The organism is Ornithinimicrobium sp. F0845, from assembly GCF_023015765.1.
Lineage (GTDB): Bacteria > Actinomycetota > Actinomycetes > Actinomycetales > Dermatophilaceae > Ornithinicoccus.
Genome location: NZ_JALKAL010000005.1, coordinates 186,069 through 203,228, shown reverse-complemented (window position 1 = coordinate 203,228; position 17,160 = coordinate 186,069). Strand labels below are relative to the sequence as shown.

17 protein-coding genes are annotated in these 17,160 nt (G+C 70.7%); 7 read left to right on the top strand and 10 right to left on the bottom strand.

Features of this window, described 5'->3' with window-relative positions:
- Position 1 precedes the first annotated feature (1 nt).
- Positions 2 to 1,141: an extracellular solute-binding protein gene (locus MWU75_RS09815; protein ID WP_247090057.1), complete on the bottom strand. Its 1,140-nt coding sequence runs from the start codon at positions 1,139 to 1,141 to the stop codon at positions 2 to 4.
- A gap of 157 nt (positions 1,142 to 1,298) precedes the next feature.
- Between MWU75_RS09815 and MWU75_RS09810 the strand changes: the two genes are divergently transcribed.
- Positions 1,299 to 2,564, top strand: coding sequence for a geranylgeranyl reductase family protein (locus MWU75_RS09810; protein ID WP_247090055.1), 1,266 nt, complete (start codon positions 1,299 to 1,301; stop codon positions 2,562 to 2,564).
- A 14-nt stretch (positions 2,565 to 2,578) separates the two neighbouring features.
- Here the strand turns inward: MWU75_RS09810 and MWU75_RS09805 are convergent, their stop codons facing one another.
- Entirely contained in the window at positions 2,579 to 3,904 is a 1,326-nt protein-coding gene (locus tag MWU75_RS09805) for a Fic family protein (RefSeq protein WP_247090053.1), read from the bottom strand.
- 46 nt (positions 3,905 to 3,950) lie between these two features.
- Here MWU75_RS09805 and MWU75_RS09800 point away from each other — a divergent pair, with 46 nt between their 5' ends.
- From MWU75_RS09800 to MWU75_RS09785, 4 genes are all read left to right on the top strand, one after another.
- Entirely contained in the window at positions 3,951 to 4,319 is a 369-nt protein-coding gene (locus MWU75_RS09800) for a metalloregulator ArsR/SmtB family transcription factor (RefSeq protein WP_247090051.1), read from the top strand.
- Positions 4,316 to 4,843, top strand: coding sequence for an SRPBCC family protein (locus tag MWU75_RS09795; RefSeq protein ID WP_247090049.1), 528 nt, complete (start codon positions 4,316 to 4,318; stop codon positions 4,841 to 4,843). Before MWU75_RS09800 ends, MWU75_RS09795 begins: the two co-directional genes overlap by 4 nt.
- Positions 4,844 to 4,913: 70 nt before the next feature.
- Positions 4,914 to 6,152, top strand: coding sequence for an acyl-CoA dehydrogenase family protein (locus tag MWU75_RS09790; protein ID WP_247090047.1), 1,239 nt, complete (start codon positions 4,914 to 4,916; stop codon positions 6,150 to 6,152).
- A gap of 72 nt (positions 6,153 to 6,224) precedes the next feature.
- A complete protein-coding gene (locus tag MWU75_RS09785; RefSeq protein ID WP_247090045.1) occupies positions 6,225 to 7,091 on the top strand; it encodes a 3-methyladenine DNA glycosylase in 867 nt (288 codons plus the stop codon).
- A 60-nt stretch (positions 7,092 to 7,151) separates the two neighbouring features.
- Here MWU75_RS09785 and MWU75_RS09780 read toward each other — a convergent pair whose 3' ends face one another.
- On the bottom strand, positions 7,152 to 7,565 hold the full coding sequence (locus MWU75_RS09780; RefSeq protein ID WP_247090043.1) for a type II toxin-antitoxin system VapC family toxin: 414 nt from the start codon (positions 7,563 to 7,565) through the stop codon (positions 7,152 to 7,154).
- Positions 7,562 to 7,903, bottom strand: a complete 342-nt coding sequence (locus MWU75_RS09775) for a hypothetical protein (RefSeq protein WP_247090041.1) — start codon at positions 7,901 to 7,903, stop codon at positions 7,562 to 7,564. Before MWU75_RS09775 ends, MWU75_RS09780 begins: the two co-directional genes overlap by 4 nt.
- Positions 7,904 to 7,912: 9 nt before the next feature.
- On the opposite strand from MWU75_RS09775, the gene MWU75_RS09770 reads away from it, so the two are divergent.
- A complete protein-coding gene (locus MWU75_RS09770; RefSeq protein WP_247090039.1) occupies positions 7,913 to 8,239 on the top strand; it encodes a TfoX/Sxy family protein in 327 nt (108 codons plus the stop codon).
- A gap of 60 nt (positions 8,240 to 8,299) precedes the next feature.
- On the opposite strand, the gene MWU75_RS09765 is transcribed toward MWU75_RS09770, so the two are convergent.
- From MWU75_RS09765 to MWU75_RS09740, 6 genes are all read right to left on the bottom strand, one after another.
- On the bottom strand, positions 8,300 to 9,097 hold the full coding sequence (locus MWU75_RS09765) for an aldolase/citrate lyase family protein (RefSeq protein ID WP_247090037.1): 798 nt from the start codon (positions 9,095 to 9,097) through the stop codon (positions 8,300 to 8,302).
- Entirely contained in the window at positions 9,082 to 9,867 is a 786-nt protein-coding gene (gene hpaH, locus MWU75_RS09760) for a 2-oxo-hept-4-ene-1,7-dioate hydratase (RefSeq protein ID WP_247090035.1), read from the bottom strand. Before hpaH ends, MWU75_RS09765 begins: the two co-directional genes overlap by 16 nt.
- Before the next feature lie 26 nt (positions 9,868 to 9,893).
- Positions 9,894 to 11,036, bottom strand: coding sequence for a 3,4-dihydroxyphenylacetate 2,3-dioxygenase (gene hpaD / locus MWU75_RS09755; protein ID WP_247090033.1), 1,143 nt, complete (start codon positions 11,034 to 11,036; stop codon positions 9,894 to 9,896).
- Between the two features lie 64 nt (positions 11,037 to 11,100).
- The gene (gene hpaE, locus MWU75_RS09750) at positions 11,101 to 12,621 is read right to left on the bottom strand and encodes a 5-carboxymethyl-2-hydroxymuconate semialdehyde dehydrogenase (RefSeq protein ID WP_247090031.1); all 1,521 of its coding nucleotides are present in this window, start codon (positions 12,619 to 12,621) and stop codon (positions 11,101 to 11,103) included.
- Positions 12,622 to 12,641: 20 nt separating this feature from the next.
- On the bottom strand, positions 12,642 to 13,382 hold the full coding sequence (locus MWU75_RS09745) for a GntR family transcriptional regulator (protein WP_247090030.1): 741 nt from the start codon (positions 13,380 to 13,382) through the stop codon (positions 12,642 to 12,644).
- Positions 13,379 to 14,953: a fumarylacetoacetate hydrolase family protein gene (locus MWU75_RS09740; RefSeq protein ID WP_247090028.1), complete on the bottom strand. Its 1,575-nt coding sequence runs from the start codon at positions 14,951 to 14,953 to the stop codon at positions 13,379 to 13,381. The genes MWU75_RS09745 and MWU75_RS09740 overlap by 4 nt, the downstream gene beginning before the upstream one ends.
- Before the next feature lie 231 nt (positions 14,954 to 15,184).
- On the opposite strand from MWU75_RS09740, the gene MWU75_RS09735 reads away from it, so the two are divergent.
- Complete coding sequence (locus MWU75_RS09735) at positions 15,185 to 17,056, top strand: FAD-binding monooxygenase (RefSeq protein ID WP_247090027.1); 1,872 nt, start codon at positions 15,185 to 15,187, stop codon at positions 17,054 to 17,056.
- Positions 17,057 to 17,160: the final 104 nt, after the last annotated feature.

The following is a 17,160-nucleotide window of genomic DNA, read 5'->3' as shown; positions in this document are numbered from 1 at the left end:
GTCAGCCCACGGAGATCCCGGCGGCGTCGACCAGCCCAGCGCTGACGTCGACCGTGCCGAGGTCGGACAGGTCGATGTCCGGGCCGCCCAGGGACTCCAGGGGCGGCACGCCCTCGGGGCCGGTGATGCCGGGGACCAGCGGGTACTCGTAGGTCTCCTCCACGAAGTAGGTCTGGCCCTCCTCGGAGAGCAGGTAGTCGATGAAGGCCTGTGCGTCGCTGCGTCCCTCGCCGCCGGTCAGGATGCCCACGCCGGTCGCGTTGACCAGGCCGGCGACGTCGCCGCTGGCACCGAACTTCAGCTGGGCGCGCATGTCGCTGCCCTGCTCCGCCGCGGCGGCGAACCAGTAGTAGTGGTTGATCAGGCCGAGCTTGACCTCGCCGTTGTTGACCGCCTCGAGGATGTCGCCGTTGCGCTCGTAGGTCTGGACGCCGTTGCCCGCCAGGGTCTCCAGCCACTGCGCGGCACCGTCCTCACCCTCGGTGATCCGCAGCGCCGTGACGAAGGCCAGGAAGGAGGCGTTGCCGGGGGCCACCCCGACCTCCCCGGCCCACTGCGGGTCCAGGATGGCCTCGGCCGTGTCCGGCGCCTCCCCCTCGGAGACCTGTTCCGAGTCGTAGACGACGACCCGGGCGCGCCCGGTGATCCCGACCCAGTTGCCGTCGTCGGCGACGTAGGTCTCGGGGACCGCGGACAGCGTCTCCGCGGGCAGGTCGACGAGCATGCCGGCGTCGCCGACCAGGCCGAGGGCGCCGACCTCCTGGGAGAAGAACACGTGGGCCGGGCTGTTGTCGCCCTCGGTGAGCAGCAGCTGCGCCTGCTCGGCGCTGCCGGCGTAGCGGACCTCGGTCTCGAGGCCGCTGGCCTCCTCGAACGCCTCGATCAGCGGGTCGACCAGGTCCTCGCTGCGGCCGGAGTAGATGACCAGCGGACCCTCGTCGGCTCCGGCACCGGCCTCGGCGTCCTCGTCGGTCCCGTCGTCGGTGCTCTCGCTGTCGGCGCCCGCGTCGGCGCTCGGTGTGTCGTCCGCGGCCGCCTCATCCTCGTCCGGGGTGTCGCCGTCACCGGAACAGGCGGTGAGACTGAGGGCGGCCGCCGCGAGGACGGCGGTGGCAACTCGACTGAAACGCACAGCACGCATGTGGGTCCTCACTGACTCCGGGGGTGGGGCCGGGCGGGCAGAACGTCGACCACACCGTCGTTAGATTAGGCTTACCTTACCTACGCCTCGAGCGCTCCGCCAGGGTTCTTCCGAGGCGGATTCTCAGCCTCTTGCCCGGCCTGGGAAGATAGAGGGCGTGACTGTCTCCTCCCCTCCGCAGCGCACCGACGTCCTGGTCGTGGGCGCCGGTCCCGCGGGATCGGCTGCCGCGGCGTGGGCCGCCCGGGCCGGACTGGACGTGGTGCTGGCCGACGCGGCGACCTTCCCCCGTGACAAGACCTGCGGCGACGGCCTGACCCCGCGGGCGATCGCCGAGCTGGAGCTGCTCGGGCTGGGCGATTGGCTCTCCACCCACCCGCGCAGCCGTGGCCTGCGGGCGCACGGGTTCGGGCAGACCCTCCACCTGGAGTGGACCGAGGGCCGCGGCCGGAAGGCCTCGGGCAACCTCCCGTCATACGGCTCGGCGGTGCCGCGCACCGAGCTGGACGACCATCTGCGCACGGTGGCCCTGAAGTCCGGGGCCCTCGGCCTCGACGGGGCCCGCGCCGTCCAGGTCCGGCAGGAGGCCGGGCGAGTCCGCGGGGTGACCTTCAAGGGCACCGAGGGCACCTTCGAGATCGAGTGCGACCGGCTCGTCGTGGCCGACGGGGTCCGGTCGCCGGTGGGCAAGATGCTGGGCCGGGAGTGGCACCGCGACACCGTGTATGCCGTGGCGGCCCGGTCCTACGTCGACTCCGAGCGCAGCGACGACGAGTGGATCAGCTCCCACCTCGAGCTGCGCGACCGCGACGGCGAGATGGTGTCGGGCTATGGCTGGATCTTCCCGCTCGGCGGTGGCCAGGTGAACCTCGGCGTGGGGACCCTGGCGACGGCCAAGCGCCCCGCCGACGTGCAGCTGCGTCCGCTGATGCAGTGGTATGCCGAGCAGCGTCAGGGCGACTTCGGGGTCAGCGGTCCGCTGCGGATGCCGACCTCGGCGCTGCTGCCGATGGGCGGTGCGGTGTCCGGTGTGGCCGGGCCCAACTGGATGCTGATCGGGGACGCGGCGGCCTGTGTGAACCCGCTGAACGGTGAGGGCATCGACTACGGGCTGGAGACCGGGCGGCTCGCGGCCCAGATGCTGTCCGAGCAGTCCGACCTCTCGGCGGCCTGGCCCGCGCTGCTGACCGACCACTACGGCGAGGCGTTCTCCATCGCCCGCCGGCTGGCCGGACTGGTGACGGTCCCCTGGGTCCTCCCGAAACTGGGCCCGATCGGCATGCGCTCCCCCTGGATGATGCGGCTGGCGCTGCGCTGGATGGGCAACCTGATCACCGAGGAGGACCGCGACGCGGCGGCGCGTGTGTGGCGGTCGGCCGGCAAGGGGTCGACGCGGCTGGATGCCCGCCGGCCGTTCAGCTGAGCAGCCCCTCAGGGCTACCGACGGATGAGGCCGTCCGCGAACTCATCCAGGACAGCGAGCACACCGGAGTGCTGCCACACCCGGTTGCGCCGTTGGCCCGTGCGCTCCACCAGCACACCGGCGCCGGCCAGCTGGTCCAGTGCGTTCTGCGCGGTCTGCGAACCGAGGCCGAGTTGGGTGGTGAGGAAGCGCCCGTTGATGACCGGGTGGGAGAGCAGGTGCGGCAGCACCCGCCAGGCCGAGGCCTGGCGTCGGAGGCCTGCCAGTTGGGCGCGAGAGCGCTCCAGCTCACCCGCGAGGTCATCGATCAGTTGCGAGCCTCGAGATGATGCGAAGCGGACCGCAGCACAGAACTCCTCGACGACCGGGCGTGCATCTCCTTCCCGGTAGGCCGTGAGTGCACCGAAGTAACGCGGGGTGTCCACCAGCAATCCAGCGGAGACCGGCGCCGTCGTGCTCACCGTGAGACCCTTGCCGCGCAGCATGGCCTGGACGAGCGCCCGGCCGGTCCGGCCATTGCCGTCCGCGAAGGGGTGGATGTTCTCAAAGTGGGCGTGCGCCACGGCGGTCTGCACGACGACCGGCAGATCGTTTCTGCGGACGAAGGCCATGAGGTCCTCCATGGCCTCTGGGACCAAGGACGCCTGTGGCGCGACGTGCGCCGCTCCGCGCGGGCTGACCGAACTGGCACCGACCCACACAAGCTGTTCCCGCCACCTCCCCGCATGCACTGCCCAGCCAGGCTGCCCCGAGAGCAGGGTCCGGTGCATCGTCAGCACCGCTTCGGTGTCGAGTCGGTCCGCAAGCTCAAGTGCCGATTCCATCGCGTGGACGTTGGCCACCACCGTGCGCGCGTTCTCGGAGTTGGCCTGGCCGAGTTCTGCGAGCGCGAGTTGGCGAGCCCCCACCGTGAGGTTCTCGATCTGTGACGACGAGGTCGACTCCGTCCGCAGCAGGATAGAACTCATCGGCCCAAGCGTGGGACTCGCCCCGCCCAGCACCGCCCGCGCATGGCTGTCGAACGCACTCAGGGCGGCGGCCGCCTCCTCCGACTCGGCAGCCAGGCCTGCCGGCACCATCGGTGCCCAGGCGGCGATGAGCGGTGGCACACTCGATTGGAAGGGGCCCGAGGCGTCGGCAAGCCTGGCACGCCCCGTGCGGCCGTCTGCCTCGGCTAGCCAGTGCTCATCGACGCGTCCGAACGGTGGAACCTGGAACATGGCCCCATCATAATCCAGCTTCTTTAGAAAACTGGAATAAGAATGTGCGGCAATCCAGGTTTCTACCCACACGCGAGACCGGCTCGGCACGGCACCGGTGGCGGGGGATGACACCACCACCCCAGCATCCTTGACACATTGGTAACTACTTTGTTACTAATAGACGGTGGAACCTTTCGGCGCCCTCGCTGACCCGGTGCGGCGCGCGCTGCTGCAGCGGCTGGCCCGCGGGCCGGCCCGCGTCGTGGACCTCACGGCCGAGCACGACATCAGCCGCCCCGCGATCAGTCGGCACCTGCGGGTGCTCGGCGAGGCAGGACTCGTGGCCGCCGAGGACGTGGGGCGCGAGCGCCACTACCGGCTGGTGGCTGAGGGGCTCCACCCCGTCCGCGCCTGGCTCGACCAGGTCACCGTCGTGGCGGGACCACGCGTCCCGGAGCACGTGCTCGACGCCCTCGACCTCGAGGTCCGCCGCACCGGTCGGGACCGCGCACAGACGTCACCATCACACAGGCACACCCAGGAGACAGGATGACCACGACCCCCACGACCCCCAGCCCCACCGGCACCAGGGCCGACCACGACGGACGCACCTTCGTCGAGTTCACCCGCACGTTCCGCGCACCGATCGAGGACGTGTGGGCGGCGGTGACCGAGTCGGACCGGCTCGCCCGCTGGATCGGCACGTGGACCGGAGACCCCGCGGACGGGGAGGTGCAGTTCCTGATGAGCTTCGAGGAGGACGCCACCGCCGAGCGCATGGTCATCGACGTGTGTGAGGCCCCCCGGCTCTTGCGGCTGACCTCCACCGTGCTGACCGACGACACCGAGCAGCAGACCTGGAAGTTCCGGATCGATCTCTCCGAGGACGCCGGCGTGACCACCCGGCTGTTCTCCCAGGACGTCCCGGACGCGACCATGGCCGCTGGCGTCGGCCCTGGCTGGGACTACTACCTGGACCGCCTCGTCGCGGCCGAGTCCGGGGTTGACCCGGCGACAGTCGTCTGGGACGACTACTACCCCGCCCTCTCCGAGCACTACCGGGCAGCCTTCGCCTGAAGCAGCACCCTGCTCGCGCCTGCCCGCGGGGACAGGAGTATCAGCCGCACCACGGCATACGCTCAGGATCATGAGCGAGCAGCCCATCACCCCGATGCCCGAGTCCGCCCGCGCGGTCCCCGACGGCAGCGATCTCGGTCGCGCGCTGGGCACCGACTTCTTCGGCCTCGACGAGCTCCTGACCGACACCGAGCGCGAGCTGCGCGACGGGGTGCGGACGTGGTGCGAGCAGCAGGTGGTGCCACGCGCGCCCGAGTTCTGGGAGGCGGCCGAGTTCCCGCGGGACCTGCTGCCCGGGTATGCCGACACGCAGGTCGCCGGGGCCGCGATCCAGGGCTTCGGTTGCGCGGGTGTGAGCCCGCTGGCCGAGGGCATGATGTGCCTCGAGCTGGCCCGCGGCGACGGGTCGGTCGCCACGCTCAACGCGGTGCACTCCGGGCTGGCCATGACCTCCGTGCACGAGCTGGGCTCGGACGAGCAGCGCGAGCGCTGGCTGCCCGGGATGGCGCGCGTCGAGCTGCTCGGGGCGGTCGCCCTCACCGAGCCCACCCACGGCTCGGACGTGGTGAGCCTGGAGACGACCGCCCGCCGGGACGGGGACCACTGGGTGCTCGACGGTGCCAAGCGCTGGATCGGCAACGGCTCGGTCTGCGACCTGGCGGTCGTCTGGGCGCGCGACGAGGAGGGGGACGTCGGGGGCTTCGTGGTGGAGGCACCTCAGGAGACCGACGGCTGGGACGCGCAGGTCATCACCGGCAAGATGAGCAACCGCGGTGTGTGGCAGGCGCACATCCGCCTCGACGGTGTGCGGGTGCCGACCGACAACCGCCTTGTGGAGGCGCGGACCTTCTCCGACACCAACCGCGTCCTGATGCGCTCGCGCCAGACCGTCGCGTGGGAGGCGGTCGGCCACGCCGTCGCGGCCTACGAGGGCGCCCTGACCTACACCCTGCGGCGCGAGCAGTTCGGTCGCCCGCTGGCCAGGAACCAGTTGATCCAGGACGGGCTGGCCCGCATGGTCACCCTGATCACCTCGATGCAGCTGATGTGCACGCGGATGTCGCAGCTGCAGGAGCGCGGGGCCTGCACCATCGAGCACGCCGCGATGGCCAAGCTGCACTGCACCGAGGGCGCCCGCGAGGTGGTCGCGATCGCCCGGGACATGCTCGGCGGCAACGGGATCCTCCTCGACCACCACGTCGGACGGCACTTCGCCGACCTCGAGGCGGTCTACACCTACGAGGGCAGCCGGACCGTCCAGTCGTTGCTGGTGGGACGGGCCGTGACCGGCCTGAGCGCCTTCACCTGACGTCCACCACCTGCCGTCCGCACCGGTGGCGCCTTTCCGACCGACGGAGCGCACGGCATACCCTGGGACACCGTGCAGATCCTTCCTGAGCCCGTCTGGCGCGAGCGCGCCGACGTCCACGCAGCGGCGGTCGACGCGCTGACCGCCGGGCGGCTGGAGCGTCGGGCAGACGGCCGCAGGCACCCGGTCGAGGACTTCCTGTTCGAGTACTACAACTTCCGCCCAGCCCAGCTGCGCCGCTGGCACCCGGGCGGCGGGGTGGCGTTGGAGGGCGCGGCCGAGCGCGCCGACTGGTCCTTCTACGAGTATGCCGACGGGCTGGCCCGGGTGGATGTGGCGGCGTTCGTCGAGCGGCGGGGGTCGGCGATCGACTTCGTGCGGGGTCTTCTGACCGCGACGCTCTCGCGGCCAGGTCGGTTCGGCTGCTTCGGGCTGCATGAGTGGGCGATGGTCTATCGGGCCTCCGACGAGCAGATCCGGCACGGCGGGTGGCCGCTGCGGCTGGGCCCGGACGGCACCGACCAGGTCGTCGAGCAGGCGACGATCACCTGCTCCCACTTCGATGCCTACCGCTTCTTCACCCGGGAGGCGGCACCGCTCAACCGGCTCGCACCCACGCGCGAGGGCCAGGTGGCGATGGAACAGCCGGGCTGCCTGCACGCCGGCATGGACGTCTACAAGTGGTGCTTCAAGCTGACGCCGCTGGTGCCGAGCGACCTGACGCTCGACGCCTTCCGGCTGGCCCTGGAGATCCGCGAGCTCGACATGCGCGCTGCGCCCTACGACCTGACCGAACTCGGCTACGAGCCGATCCGGATCGAGACGCCGGAGGGCCGCGCCGAGTACGCCGCGGCCCAGCGCGCCTTCAGCGAGCGCTCCAACGACCTGCGCCGCCGCCTCCTCAACAAGATCGAGGTCCCGTCCCCCGCATTTTCGTAGTGGTTTTGCAGGTCCCCCACGCACTTCGCGGTGGTTTCGCAGACGGTCTCCTTCCGGACGTCAGGTGCCCCACTCCTCCGGGCCAACCGCCGCCAGCCCCGGGACACCCGCGAAGTCACGATCAGCCGTCACGACGAGGTCGAAGCCAGCCAGGGTCGCGGTGGCTGCGTGAACCGCGTCCCTGCTGCGCAGGCTTGACCCCTCCATCAGGGTGAGCATCTGGTCCAGGACCCGGGCGTCGAACGGGTGCACCACGAAACTGCTCCGAAGAACTCTGGCCTCGGCCACGACCTGATCCCGAGGCCTGGCACGCAGTCGGTGAAAGGTGAACTCCTGCAGCGCCTCGACGCTGACGTGTATCGCCGCACCTCGCTCCTGACACCTGCCCAAGAATCTCCGGCAGCTTTCTCGCAGCGGGTGCGGGCTTCCCTGGGCCAGGAGCAGGACGGAGGTGTCGACGAAGACCTGGGTCACCGGCCCCCCTTGCGACTGAGGTGGTCCTCGAACTCGCGATGGAGCTCGGCCACGACATCCTCTTCCGGCCCATCCTCATCGGGGCCCAGTGCCAGAAACTCGCCGAGCGCCGCCGACCGTCGCGCCTGCGCCTCAGCCCGTTCGAAACGGACGTCGATCGCCTCGCGAATCACCGAGGCGACGCTCCTGCCGGACCGCGCGGCCTCGGCAGACACCAGCTCGTAGCGCTGTGCGTCGAGCAGCAACTGCAGTCTCTTCTCCATTACCGACATATCCTGAGCATACACATGCATGTGCATCGCGCACGGGACGGACCCACTGTCGGTGCCGCTCGGCATACTCCCCTCATGACGTATGACGAGGGGCTGGCCGAGCGGATCCGTCACGTGCTCGAGGGCGAGCCGGGAGTCACCGAGAAGAAGATGTTCGGTGGTCTGGCGTTCCTGGTGGACGGCAACATGGCCGTCGCGGCGGGCGGCGACGGCGCGCTCATGTTCCGGCGTGACCCCGACCGGGAGGACCCGGTCGGGGACCACATCCGACCACAGGTGATGGGTGAGCGGGTGATGACCGGCTGGCTGCACGTCGACCGGGAGGGGGTGGCCACCGAGGAGCAGCTGCGCGAGATCGTGGGGCGCGGCCTGAGCTACGCCAGGACGCTGCCACCCAAGTGACCGACCGGTCAGGCCGACGGGCTGACCGCTGCGGTGCGGCGAGCCCGGTGCCGGGCCGCGTCAGTAGGACGCCCGGCGAGTCTCGTCGGCGTCCGGGACCCACCGGGCGGCCAGCGCCTCGGACCCGCGCGCCAGCATGGCGACGTCGGCGCCGACGAGGATGAACTGCACGCCGGCCTCGACGTAGCCCTGGGCCACCTTCGGGTCGAAGGCGTTGACCCCGACCGGCTTCCCGGCGGCGCGCACCGCCTCGAAGGTGCGGCGCACCGCCGCGACGACGTCCGGGTGGGACTGCTGGCCGATGACGCCCATCGAGGCCGCCAGGTCCGACGGTCCGACGAAGACACCGTCGACCCCGTCGACCGCCGCGATCTCGCTGGCCGCCTCGACCCCGGCCGCCGTCTCGATCTGCACGATGAGCGAGACGTGGTCGTCGGCCTGCGTGAGGTAGCCCTCGATCCGGTTCCAGCGCGCCGACCGGGCCAGCGCCGACCCGACCCCGCGCTTCCCGCGCGGCGGGTAGCGCACAGCCTCGACCGCCGCCCGGGCCTCCTCGGCCGAGGAGACCATCGGGACGAGGACCGTCTGCGCGCCAAGGTCGAGCACCTGCTTGAGGACGACGGGGTCGTTGACCGGGACCCGCACGACCGGCATCACCGGGTAGGCGGCCGCGACCTGCAGCTGGGTGAGCACCGACTCCAGACCGTTCGGCCCGTGCTCCATGTCGATCAGCAGCCAGTCCAGGCCGGCGCCCGCGCAGATCTCCGCGACGAGCGGCGAGCCCGAGCACACCCACATCCCGGCCAGCGGCCGCTCGGCCTCGGCCAGCGCCTGGCCGAGCGTCAGACGAACCGGCATGTCACCGTCCCCAGCTCCCGGTAGTCGGCCAGCACCGTGTCGCCTCGGTGCACCCACATGGGCTTGGTGAACGAGCCGGCCAGGATGATGTCGCCCTTGCTCAGCCTGTCGCCGTGCGAGGCGAGCTTGCCGGCGAGCCACGCGACGGACAGGGCCGGGTTGTTGAGCACCGCGGCGGCGACGCCGGAGTCCTCGATCGTCTCGTTGCGGTAGAGCAGCGCCGAGACCCACCTCATGTCGATGTCCTGCGGCCGGACCGCGTTGCCGCCGTAGACCATGGCACCCATCGCGGCGTTGTCGCTGATCGTGTCGACGATCGTGCGACCCTCCATCTCGATCCGGGAGGTGAGGATCTCCAGGGCGGGCACGACATACTCCGTGGCGCGGAGCACGTCGAAGACGGTGACGTCCTCGCCCTCGAGGTCGTCGGAGAGCACGAAGGCCAGCTCGACCTCGATCCGCACGTTGGCGAACCGGTCGAACTCGATGACCGACCCGTTCTCGAACACCATGTCGTCGAAGATGGCACCGTAGTCCGGCTCGGTGATGCCGGTGGCAGCCTGCATGACCTTGCTGGTCAGGCCGATCTTGCGACCGACGAGACGACGACCCGCGGCCTCGCCGCGACGCCGCCACTCGGCCTGCACGGCATACGAGTCCTCGACCGTCATCTCCGGATAGCGGGTGGTCAGCCGCGGCACCATCCGCCGCTCCTCCTCGGCCTGGGCCAGCTCGTCCGCGATGGCCTGGATGTCCTCAGCGGGCAGCATCGTGCTCCTTCCTCAACAAACGGGGGCTACAGCTGGTGGCCGAGCTTGTACTCGCCCTGCTTCCAGCTGGGCATGTCCTCATCCTCGCCCTCCTGACCCTCGCGGGTGTAGGAGAAGCCGTCGGCGCCGATCGTGACCGCCATCTCGGAGTCGTCCGTGCGCGCGACCAGCGGTTGGGGGTTGCCGTCCAGGTCGAGCACGAGCGAGGCCTCGGTGTACCAGGAGGGCACCACCGGGTTGCCCCACCAGTCGCGACGTTGGTTGTCGTGCACGTCCCAGGTCACCACCGGGTTGTCCGGGTCGCCGGTGTAGTAGTCCTGGGTGTAGATCTCCACGCGGTGGCCGTCCGGGTCGCGCAGGTAGAGGTAGAACGCGTTGGACACGCCGTGCCGACCGGGCCCGCGCTCGATGTGGTTGGACAGGCGCAGCGCCCCGAGCTTGTCGCAGATCGAGAGGATGTTGTGCTTCTCGTGGGTGGCGAACGCGACGTGGTGCATGCGCGGGCCGTCGCCCCCGGTCATCGCGGTGTCGTGCACCGTGGGCTTGCGCCGCATCCACGCGGCGTAGACCGTGCCCTCGCTGTCGCGGATGTCCTCGGTGACCCGGAAGCCGAGGTCCTCGACGTAGGCGACGGCCTTCGGGACGTCCGGCGTGACCTGGTTGAAGTGGTCCAGCCGCACGAGGGCCCCGGGGGTGTAGAGGTCGTAGCGCCAGGCGAGCCGCTCGACGTGCTCGACGTCGTAGAAGAACTCGTAGGGGAACCCGAGCGGGTCCTCGACCCGCACCGAGTCACCGATGCCCTTGGTGAAGCCCTCGGCCCGCCGCTCCACCCGGCAGCCCAGCTCCTCGAAGAAGGCCACCGCCCGGTCGAGGTCCTCGGGGCTGCGCACCCGGTAGGAGAAGGCCGCCACGGCAGCGACCGGGCCCTTGCGCAGCACCAGGTTGTGGTGGATGAACTCCTCGAAGGACCGCAGGTAGATCGCGTCCTCGTCCTCCTCGGTGATCACCAGGCCCAGGACGTCGTGGTAGAAGGCCCGCGACGCCGCCAGGTCGGTCACGACGATCTCCATGTACGCGCAGCGCAGGATGTCCGGCGGCGGCGCCTGCGGCGTCGGGATGGCGTTGGCGGGGCGGTCGCTGCTGGCGGGGTGGTGGGTCGGGCTTGTCATCTCGGCATCCTTGCTGGTCTGTCGGGCACGGGTGGTGGAGTATGCCGTGGGGCGCGTCAGTGGGTCAGTCCTGCTTGCCGAAGGTCGGGTTGTGGACCTCGCCGAGCGTGATGTGCACCGCCTGCTGGTCGGTGTAGAAGTCGATGGAACGGTAGCCGCCCTCGTGACCCAGCCCGGAGGCCTTGACGCCGCCGAAGGGGGTGCGCAGGTCGCGGACGTTGTTGGAGTTGAGCCACACCATCCCGGCCTCGACGGCCTGGGAGAAGTTGTGGGCCCGCTTCAGGTCGCTGGTCCAGATGTAGGCGGCCAGCCCGTACTTGGTGTTGTTGGCCAGGGCCAGCGCCTCCTCGTCGGTGTCGAACGGGGTGATCGCCACGACCGGGCCGAAGATCTCCTCCTGGAAGATGCGGGCGTCCGGGCTCACGTCGGCGAACACCGTGGGGGCCACGAAGTTGCCGGTGTCGAAGCCCTCCGCCCGGCCGCCGCCGGCCACCAGCCGGCCCTCGGTCTTGCCGAGCTCGACGTAGCTCATCACCTTGTCGTAGTGCTCCGGGTGGACCAGTGAGCCGACCTCGGTGGTCTCCTCGTGGGGGTAGCCGACCCGCACCCGCTTGGCCTGCTCGGCATACTTGTCGACGAACTCGTCATAGATCTCGCGCTGCACCAGGATGCGGGAGCCGGCCGTGCACCGCTCGCCGTTGAGGGAGAAGACCCCGAAGATCGTGGCGTCCACCGCGGCGTCCAGGTCGGCGTCGGCGAAGACGACGGCCGGGCTCTTGCCGCCCAGCTCCATCGACAGGCCCTTGAGGTAGGGGGCGGCGTTGCCGAAGATGAGTGCTCCGGTGCTCGACTCCCCCGTGAAGGAGATCAGGGGGACGTCCGGGTGCTTCACGAGGGCGTCGCCCGCCTCCTCGCCGAAGCCGTTGACCAGGTTGAACACGCCCTGCGGGAGGCCGGCCTCCTCGAAGATGCCCGCCCAGAGGGAGGCCGACAGCGGGGTGAACTCGGCCGGCTTCAGGACCACGGTGTTGCCGGTGGCCAGGGCCGGGCCGAGCTTCCAGGACTCGAGCATGAACGGGGTGTTCCACGGGGTGATGAGGCCCGCGACACCGATCGGCTTGCGGTTGACGTAGTTGATCTGCCGCCCGGGCACCTTGTAGGTGTCGTCGGCCTGGGCCACGATCAGGTCGGCGAAGAACCGGAAGTTCTCGGCCGCACGGCGGGCCTGGCCCAGCGCCTGGGAGATCGGCAGACCGGAGTCGAAGGACTCGAGCTCGGCGAGCCGCCTGTCGCGGGACTCCACGAGGTCCGCGATCCGGTGCAGCACCCGCGAGCGCTCGCGGGGCAGCATCCGCGGCCACGGCCCCTGCGTGAACGCCCGGCGCGCTGCGGCGACGGCCGCGTCGATGTCCGCCTTCTTGCCGGAGGCCGCCTGCAGGTAGGCCTGGTTGGTGACCGGGTCCAGCACGTCGAAGGTGTCGCCGTCGACCGAGTCGACGAACGCGCCGTCGATGTAGTGCTGGATGCGGTCGGGCAGCTCGGCCGGCAGCCGGTGTCCGGTCGCCTGGGCTGTGGCGTCGGTCATGGGTCCTCCAGGGTGGGTCGTCAGGACGCGGTGTCCTCGGGCGTCAGGTCAGGGGTCGTGCCGGGGGTGAGCCCGGGGATCAGCTCGGCCTCGAGGTCGGGCTCATTGCGGGTGAGGTAGGCGTGCAGAGTGTTGGCGCGGTGGTGCAGCGCGGCGGACTGGATCTGCGCCGGGTCGGCGGCGGTCTCGACGAGGTGGATCAGCTGGTCGTGCTCGGCGACCGAGTTGACGGCCCGCTCCGGCACGAGGGTGAAGGTCGAGTCGCGCAGGTTGTCCAGCCGGGCCCACTCGCCCTCGACGAGCTCCATCAGCCGCTCGTTGGGACAGCGCCTGGCCAGGGTGGCGTGGAGCTGGTGGTTGAGTGCGGTGAACTCGTGCGGCACCAGTCGGTCGAGCTGGTCCCGCATCCTGCCGTTGACCCGGCGGGCCTCCCGCAGGTCGGCCTCGGTCAGGTGCGGCGCGGACAGCGCGGTGGCGGCCGCCTCGAGGAGGGCGAGGGTCTGCATGGTGTCGCCGTACTGCGCGACGTCCACCATGAACACCCGGGCGCCGACGTTGCGCTCGAAGGTGACCAGCCCCTCGGCCTCGAGCTGCCGGATGGCCTCCCGGACCGGGACGACCGACATGTCGAGCTGCTCGGCGATCGTCGACAGCACGAGACGGTGCCCCGGGGCGTAGTCGCGCGCCTGGATGCGGTCCCGGATCCAGGCGTGGGCGCGCTGGGACTTGCTCAGCGCGGCGGCGGTGGTCTTCGGCGTCACCCGGGCGCTCCGTGCTGGGGCGCCGCACCGCCCTGACCGGCCGTGCCGTCGCGCTCGGCCTCGTAGCGCTCCCGCCAGGCCGAGTTCATCGGGAAGAGTCCCTCGATGGGCTCGCCCTCGCTGACCCGCTCGGCGACCCAGGCGTCCTCGTCCTCCTTGGCCAGCGCGGCGTCGACGGCCTCCTCGGCGACCGCTGGTGGGATGACCAGCGCGCCGTCGGCGTCGGCGACGATGATGTCGCCGGGCTGCACGGTGGCGCCGCCGCAGACGATGGTGATGTCGTGGTCCCAGGGGACGTGGCGGCGGCCGAGGACGGCGGGGTGGGCCCCGGAGCTGTACACGGGGACACCGGCCGCGGCCACGGCGTCGTGGTCGCGGACCGCGCCGTCGGTGATCACGCCGGCGGCGCCCCTGGCCCTCGCCCGGAGCGCCAGGACGTCCCCCAGGGTGCCGGCCGTCGAGTCGCCGCGAGCCTCGATGACGATGACCTCGCCCTCACCGACGGCGTCGAAGGCGCGCTTCTGGGCGTTGTAGCCGCCCCCGTGGCTCCGGAAGAGGTCCTCCCGGTTGGCCACGAAGCGCAGGGTCTTGGCCGTGCCGACGATCTTGCCGGCCCCCGGTAGGGGGCGGACCCCATCGATCGAGACGTTGTTCAGACCCATGCCACGCAGCCGCTGGGCGAGCCCGGCCACCGGGCACCGCTCTAGCTTGGCGCGCAGCTCGGACGTCAGGCCGGCGGTGGTGGTGTCTCCCGCTGGCGCGCCGTCGCCGGCCACGGCCTCGGCGTCCCCACCGGCAGCGGGAACCAGACCGGCAGCCTCTTCCGAGCCCCAGGCGGCGACCCGCTGCGCGTCGTCCACCGCGGGCAGCGAGCCGACCGACTCGTCGAAGGACGGACCCTCGGACTGGACGACGCGGGTCTGCAGCCGGCCCGAGGTCAGGCCCGAGGCGGGTGCGTCGACCTCGACCTCGACGAGGTCGCCGGGCTGCACGACGGTCGAGCCGGCGGGCGTGCCGGTGAGGACGACGTCGCCGGTCTCGAGCGTGAAGTGCTGGGACAGGTCGGCCACGAACTGGGCGAGCGGGAAGATCAGTCCCCCGGTGCTGTCGTCCTGGACCGGCTCGCCGTTGACCCAGGTCCGCAGGCGCAGCGCGGCCGGGTCTATCGCCCGCGCGTCGATCAGGGCCGGGCCGATCGGGGTGTAGCCGTCGCCGCCCTTGGAGCGGACGTTGGACCCCTTGTCGTTGGCCCGCAGGTCATAGAGACCGAAGTCGTTGGCGGCGGTCACCCAGGCCACGTGCTGCCAGGCCCGCTCGGCGCTGATCCACCGCGCCGGCTCCCCGATCACCAGGGCGACCTCGCCCTCGAAGGCCAGCAGCTCGGTCCCCTGCGGGCGCACGATCTCCGAGCCGGTGGCCGCCACCGAGCTCGACGGCTTGAAGAAGTATGACGGGGCTCCCGGGCGGCGTCCGCGCTGGTCAGCGCGCGACGCGTAGCTCACGTGGACGGCGACGATCTTGCCGGGCCGGTCCGGCAGGCCGGCGAAACGGGGGTCGTGCTGGGCGTCCATGGGCCTCCTTGCTCAGGGCGGTGCGCGACTCCTGCCAGCGCGTCGACGACGCCGGCTGTTCGGTCAGCAGATGCAAAATCGTATATGATCTGCCGAGTCGCTGCAACAGGATCAGCCCGGTCCACGGTAGTCCTCCTCCTCGAGCCTCCTCGTCTGACCAGGACCCCGGGGCACCGCCTACGATCGGGCTGAGACCTCGACACCGTCGTCCGAGGAAGGGATCCGAGCACCATGCAGTTCCACCACCACGGTTACGTCTCCCGGGACCCCCGGGTGCTGCCCGCCGCCGGGACCGGCATCGACCGGCCGACCGAGCTCCCCGACGAGATGGATGTGCTCATCGTGGGCTCCGGACCCGCCGGGATGCTCATGGCTGCCCAGCTGTCCCAGTTCCCGGACGTGACCACCCGCATCATCGAGCGACGGGACGGGCGGCTCCGGCTCGGCCAGGCGGACGGCATCCAGCCGCGCAGCGTCGAGACCTTCCAGGCCTTCGGGTTCGCCGAGCGGATCATCGCCGAGGCCTACAACATCGGCTGGATGAACTTCTGGGGCCCCGACCCGGAGCACCCGGAGAACATCATCCGCACCTCGCGCACCGAGGACTACGCCTTCCAGATCTGCGAGTTCCCGCACCTGATCGTCAACCAGGCGCGGGTGCTGGACTACTTCGCCGAGGCCGCCCACAACGGACCCGGCCGGATCGTGCCCGACTACGGCATCGAGTTCGTCCACCTGACCGTCGGCGAGGGTGACTACCCGGTGGAGGTAACCCTTCGGCATACTGCCGGCGAGCGGGCCGGTGAGGAGCGCACCGTGCGCGCGAAGTATGTCGCGGGCTGCGACGGCGCGCGCAGCGCCGTGCGGGAGGCCATCGGTCGCAAGCACATCGGCGGCATCTCGGCACACGCCTGGGGCGTCATGGACGTCCTGGTCAACACCGACTTCCCCGACTGGCGCATCAAGTGCGCGATCAACTCCACGCACGGCAACATCCTGCACATCCCGCGCGAGGGCGGCTACCTCTCCCGGATGTACATCGACCTCGGGGCGGTGGCCGAGGACGACGACCACAAGGTCCGTCAGACCCCGCTCGAGACGGTGATCGCCAGGGCCAACGAGATCCTGCATCCCTACTCGATCGATGTGAAGGAGGTGGCCTGGCACAGCGTCTACGAGGTGGGCCACCGCGTCACCGACAAGTTCGACGACATCCCGCTCGACGGGGAGGGCAGCCCCCGGGTCTTCCTGACCGGCGACGCCTGTCACACGCACAGCGCCAAGGCCGGGCAGGGCATGAACGTCTCCATGCAGGACGGCTTCAACCTCGCCTGGAAGCTGGGCCAGGTGCTGAGCGGGCGCAGCCCGGAGTCGCTCATGGCGACCTACTCGGCCGAGCGGCAGCCGGTGGCCCAGCAGCTCATCGACTTCGACCGCGAGTGGTCCACGCTGATGGCGCGCAGGCCCGAGGAGATCGATGATCCTCAGGAGCTGGCCAACTACTACCTGGGCACCGCCGAGTTCCCCTCGGGCTTCATGACCCAGTACGGCCCCTCGATGATCACCGGCACCGCCGAGCACCAGGCGCTCGCCGAGGGCTTCCCGATCGGCAAGCGATTCAAGTCCGCCGAGGTGGTGAGGGCGTGCGACGGCAACGTCCAGCACCTCGGCCACCACGCGCGTGCGGACGGCCGGTGGCGGATCTACGCCTTCGCCGACTCCCCCGCCCCGGGCGAGAGCTCGGCCCTGGCGGACTGGGCTGGCTGGCTGTCCCAGGCCCCCGACTCGCCGCTGGTGCGCCACACCCCGAAGGACGGGGACATCGACGCCGTCCTCGACGTCAAGGTGATCTACCAGCAGGGCTTCGAGGACATCGACCTGACCACGGTCGACCCGGTCTTCGTGCCGCGCACCGGCCCGTTCGGGCTGATGGACTGGGAGAAGGTCTATGGCGCCGGCAACGGCTCGGACATCTTCGAGGAGCGGTCGATCTCCCGCGAGGGAGCGGTCGTCGTGGTCCGCCCCGACCAGTACGTCGCGCACGTCCTGCCGCTCAGCGCCACCCGTGAGCTGGCCGACTTCTTCGCGCAGCACCTCCTCTGACGCAATCTTGGGGAGGTTTTGGACGCCCCCGACCCATTCTTGGGGAGATTCGGTAAGCCGCTGCGTGCACGCAGCGTCGTGGCCGACCCGCAGGCTCCCCACGA

What these genes read in the sequence shown, in the direction of transcription:
- MWU75_RS09765 (WP_247090037.1), bottom strand. Translation starts at nt 9,097, where the DNA reads ATGCCGGTTCGTCTGACGCTCGGCCAGGCGCTGGCCGAGGCCGAGCGG.
- MWU75_RS09815 (WP_247090057.1), bottom strand. Translation starts at nt 1,141, where the DNA reads ATGCGTGCTGTGCGTTTCAGTCGAGTTGCCACCGCCGTCCTCGCGGCG.
- hpaD (WP_247090033.1), bottom strand. Translation starts at nt 11,036, where the DNA reads ATGACAAGCCCGACCCACCACCCCGCCAGCAGCGACCGCCCCGCCAAC.
- hpaH (WP_247090035.1), bottom strand. Translation starts at nt 9,867, where the DNA reads ATGCTGCCCGCTGAGGACATCCAGGCCATCGCGGACGAGCTGGCCCAG.
- MWU75_RS09770 (WP_247090039.1), top strand. Translation starts at nt 7,913, where the DNA reads ATGACGTATGACGAGGGGCTGGCCGAGCGGATCCGTCACGTGCTCGAG.
- MWU75_RS09735 (WP_247090027.1), top strand. Translation starts at nt 15,185, where the DNA reads ATGCAGTTCCACCACCACGGTTACGTCTCCCGGGACCCCCGGGTGCTG.
- MWU75_RS09775 (WP_247090041.1), bottom strand. Translation starts at nt 7,903, where the DNA reads ATGCCGAGCGGCACCGACAGTGGGTCCGTCCCGTGCGCGATGCACATG.
- MWU75_RS09740 (WP_247090028.1), bottom strand. Translation starts at nt 14,953, where the DNA reads ATGGACGCCCAGCACGACCCCCGTTTCGCCGGCCTGCCGGACCGGCCC.
- hpaE (WP_247090031.1), bottom strand. Translation starts at nt 12,621, where the DNA reads ATGACCGACGCCACAGCCCAGGCGACCGGACACCGGCTGCCGGCCGAG.
- MWU75_RS09795 (WP_247090049.1), top strand. Translation starts at nt 4,316, where the DNA reads ATGACCACGACCCCCACGACCCCCAGCCCCACCGGCACCAGGGCCGAC.
- MWU75_RS09790 (WP_247090047.1), top strand. Translation starts at nt 4,914, where the DNA reads ATGAGCGAGCAGCCCATCACCCCGATGCCCGAGTCCGCCCGCGCGGTC.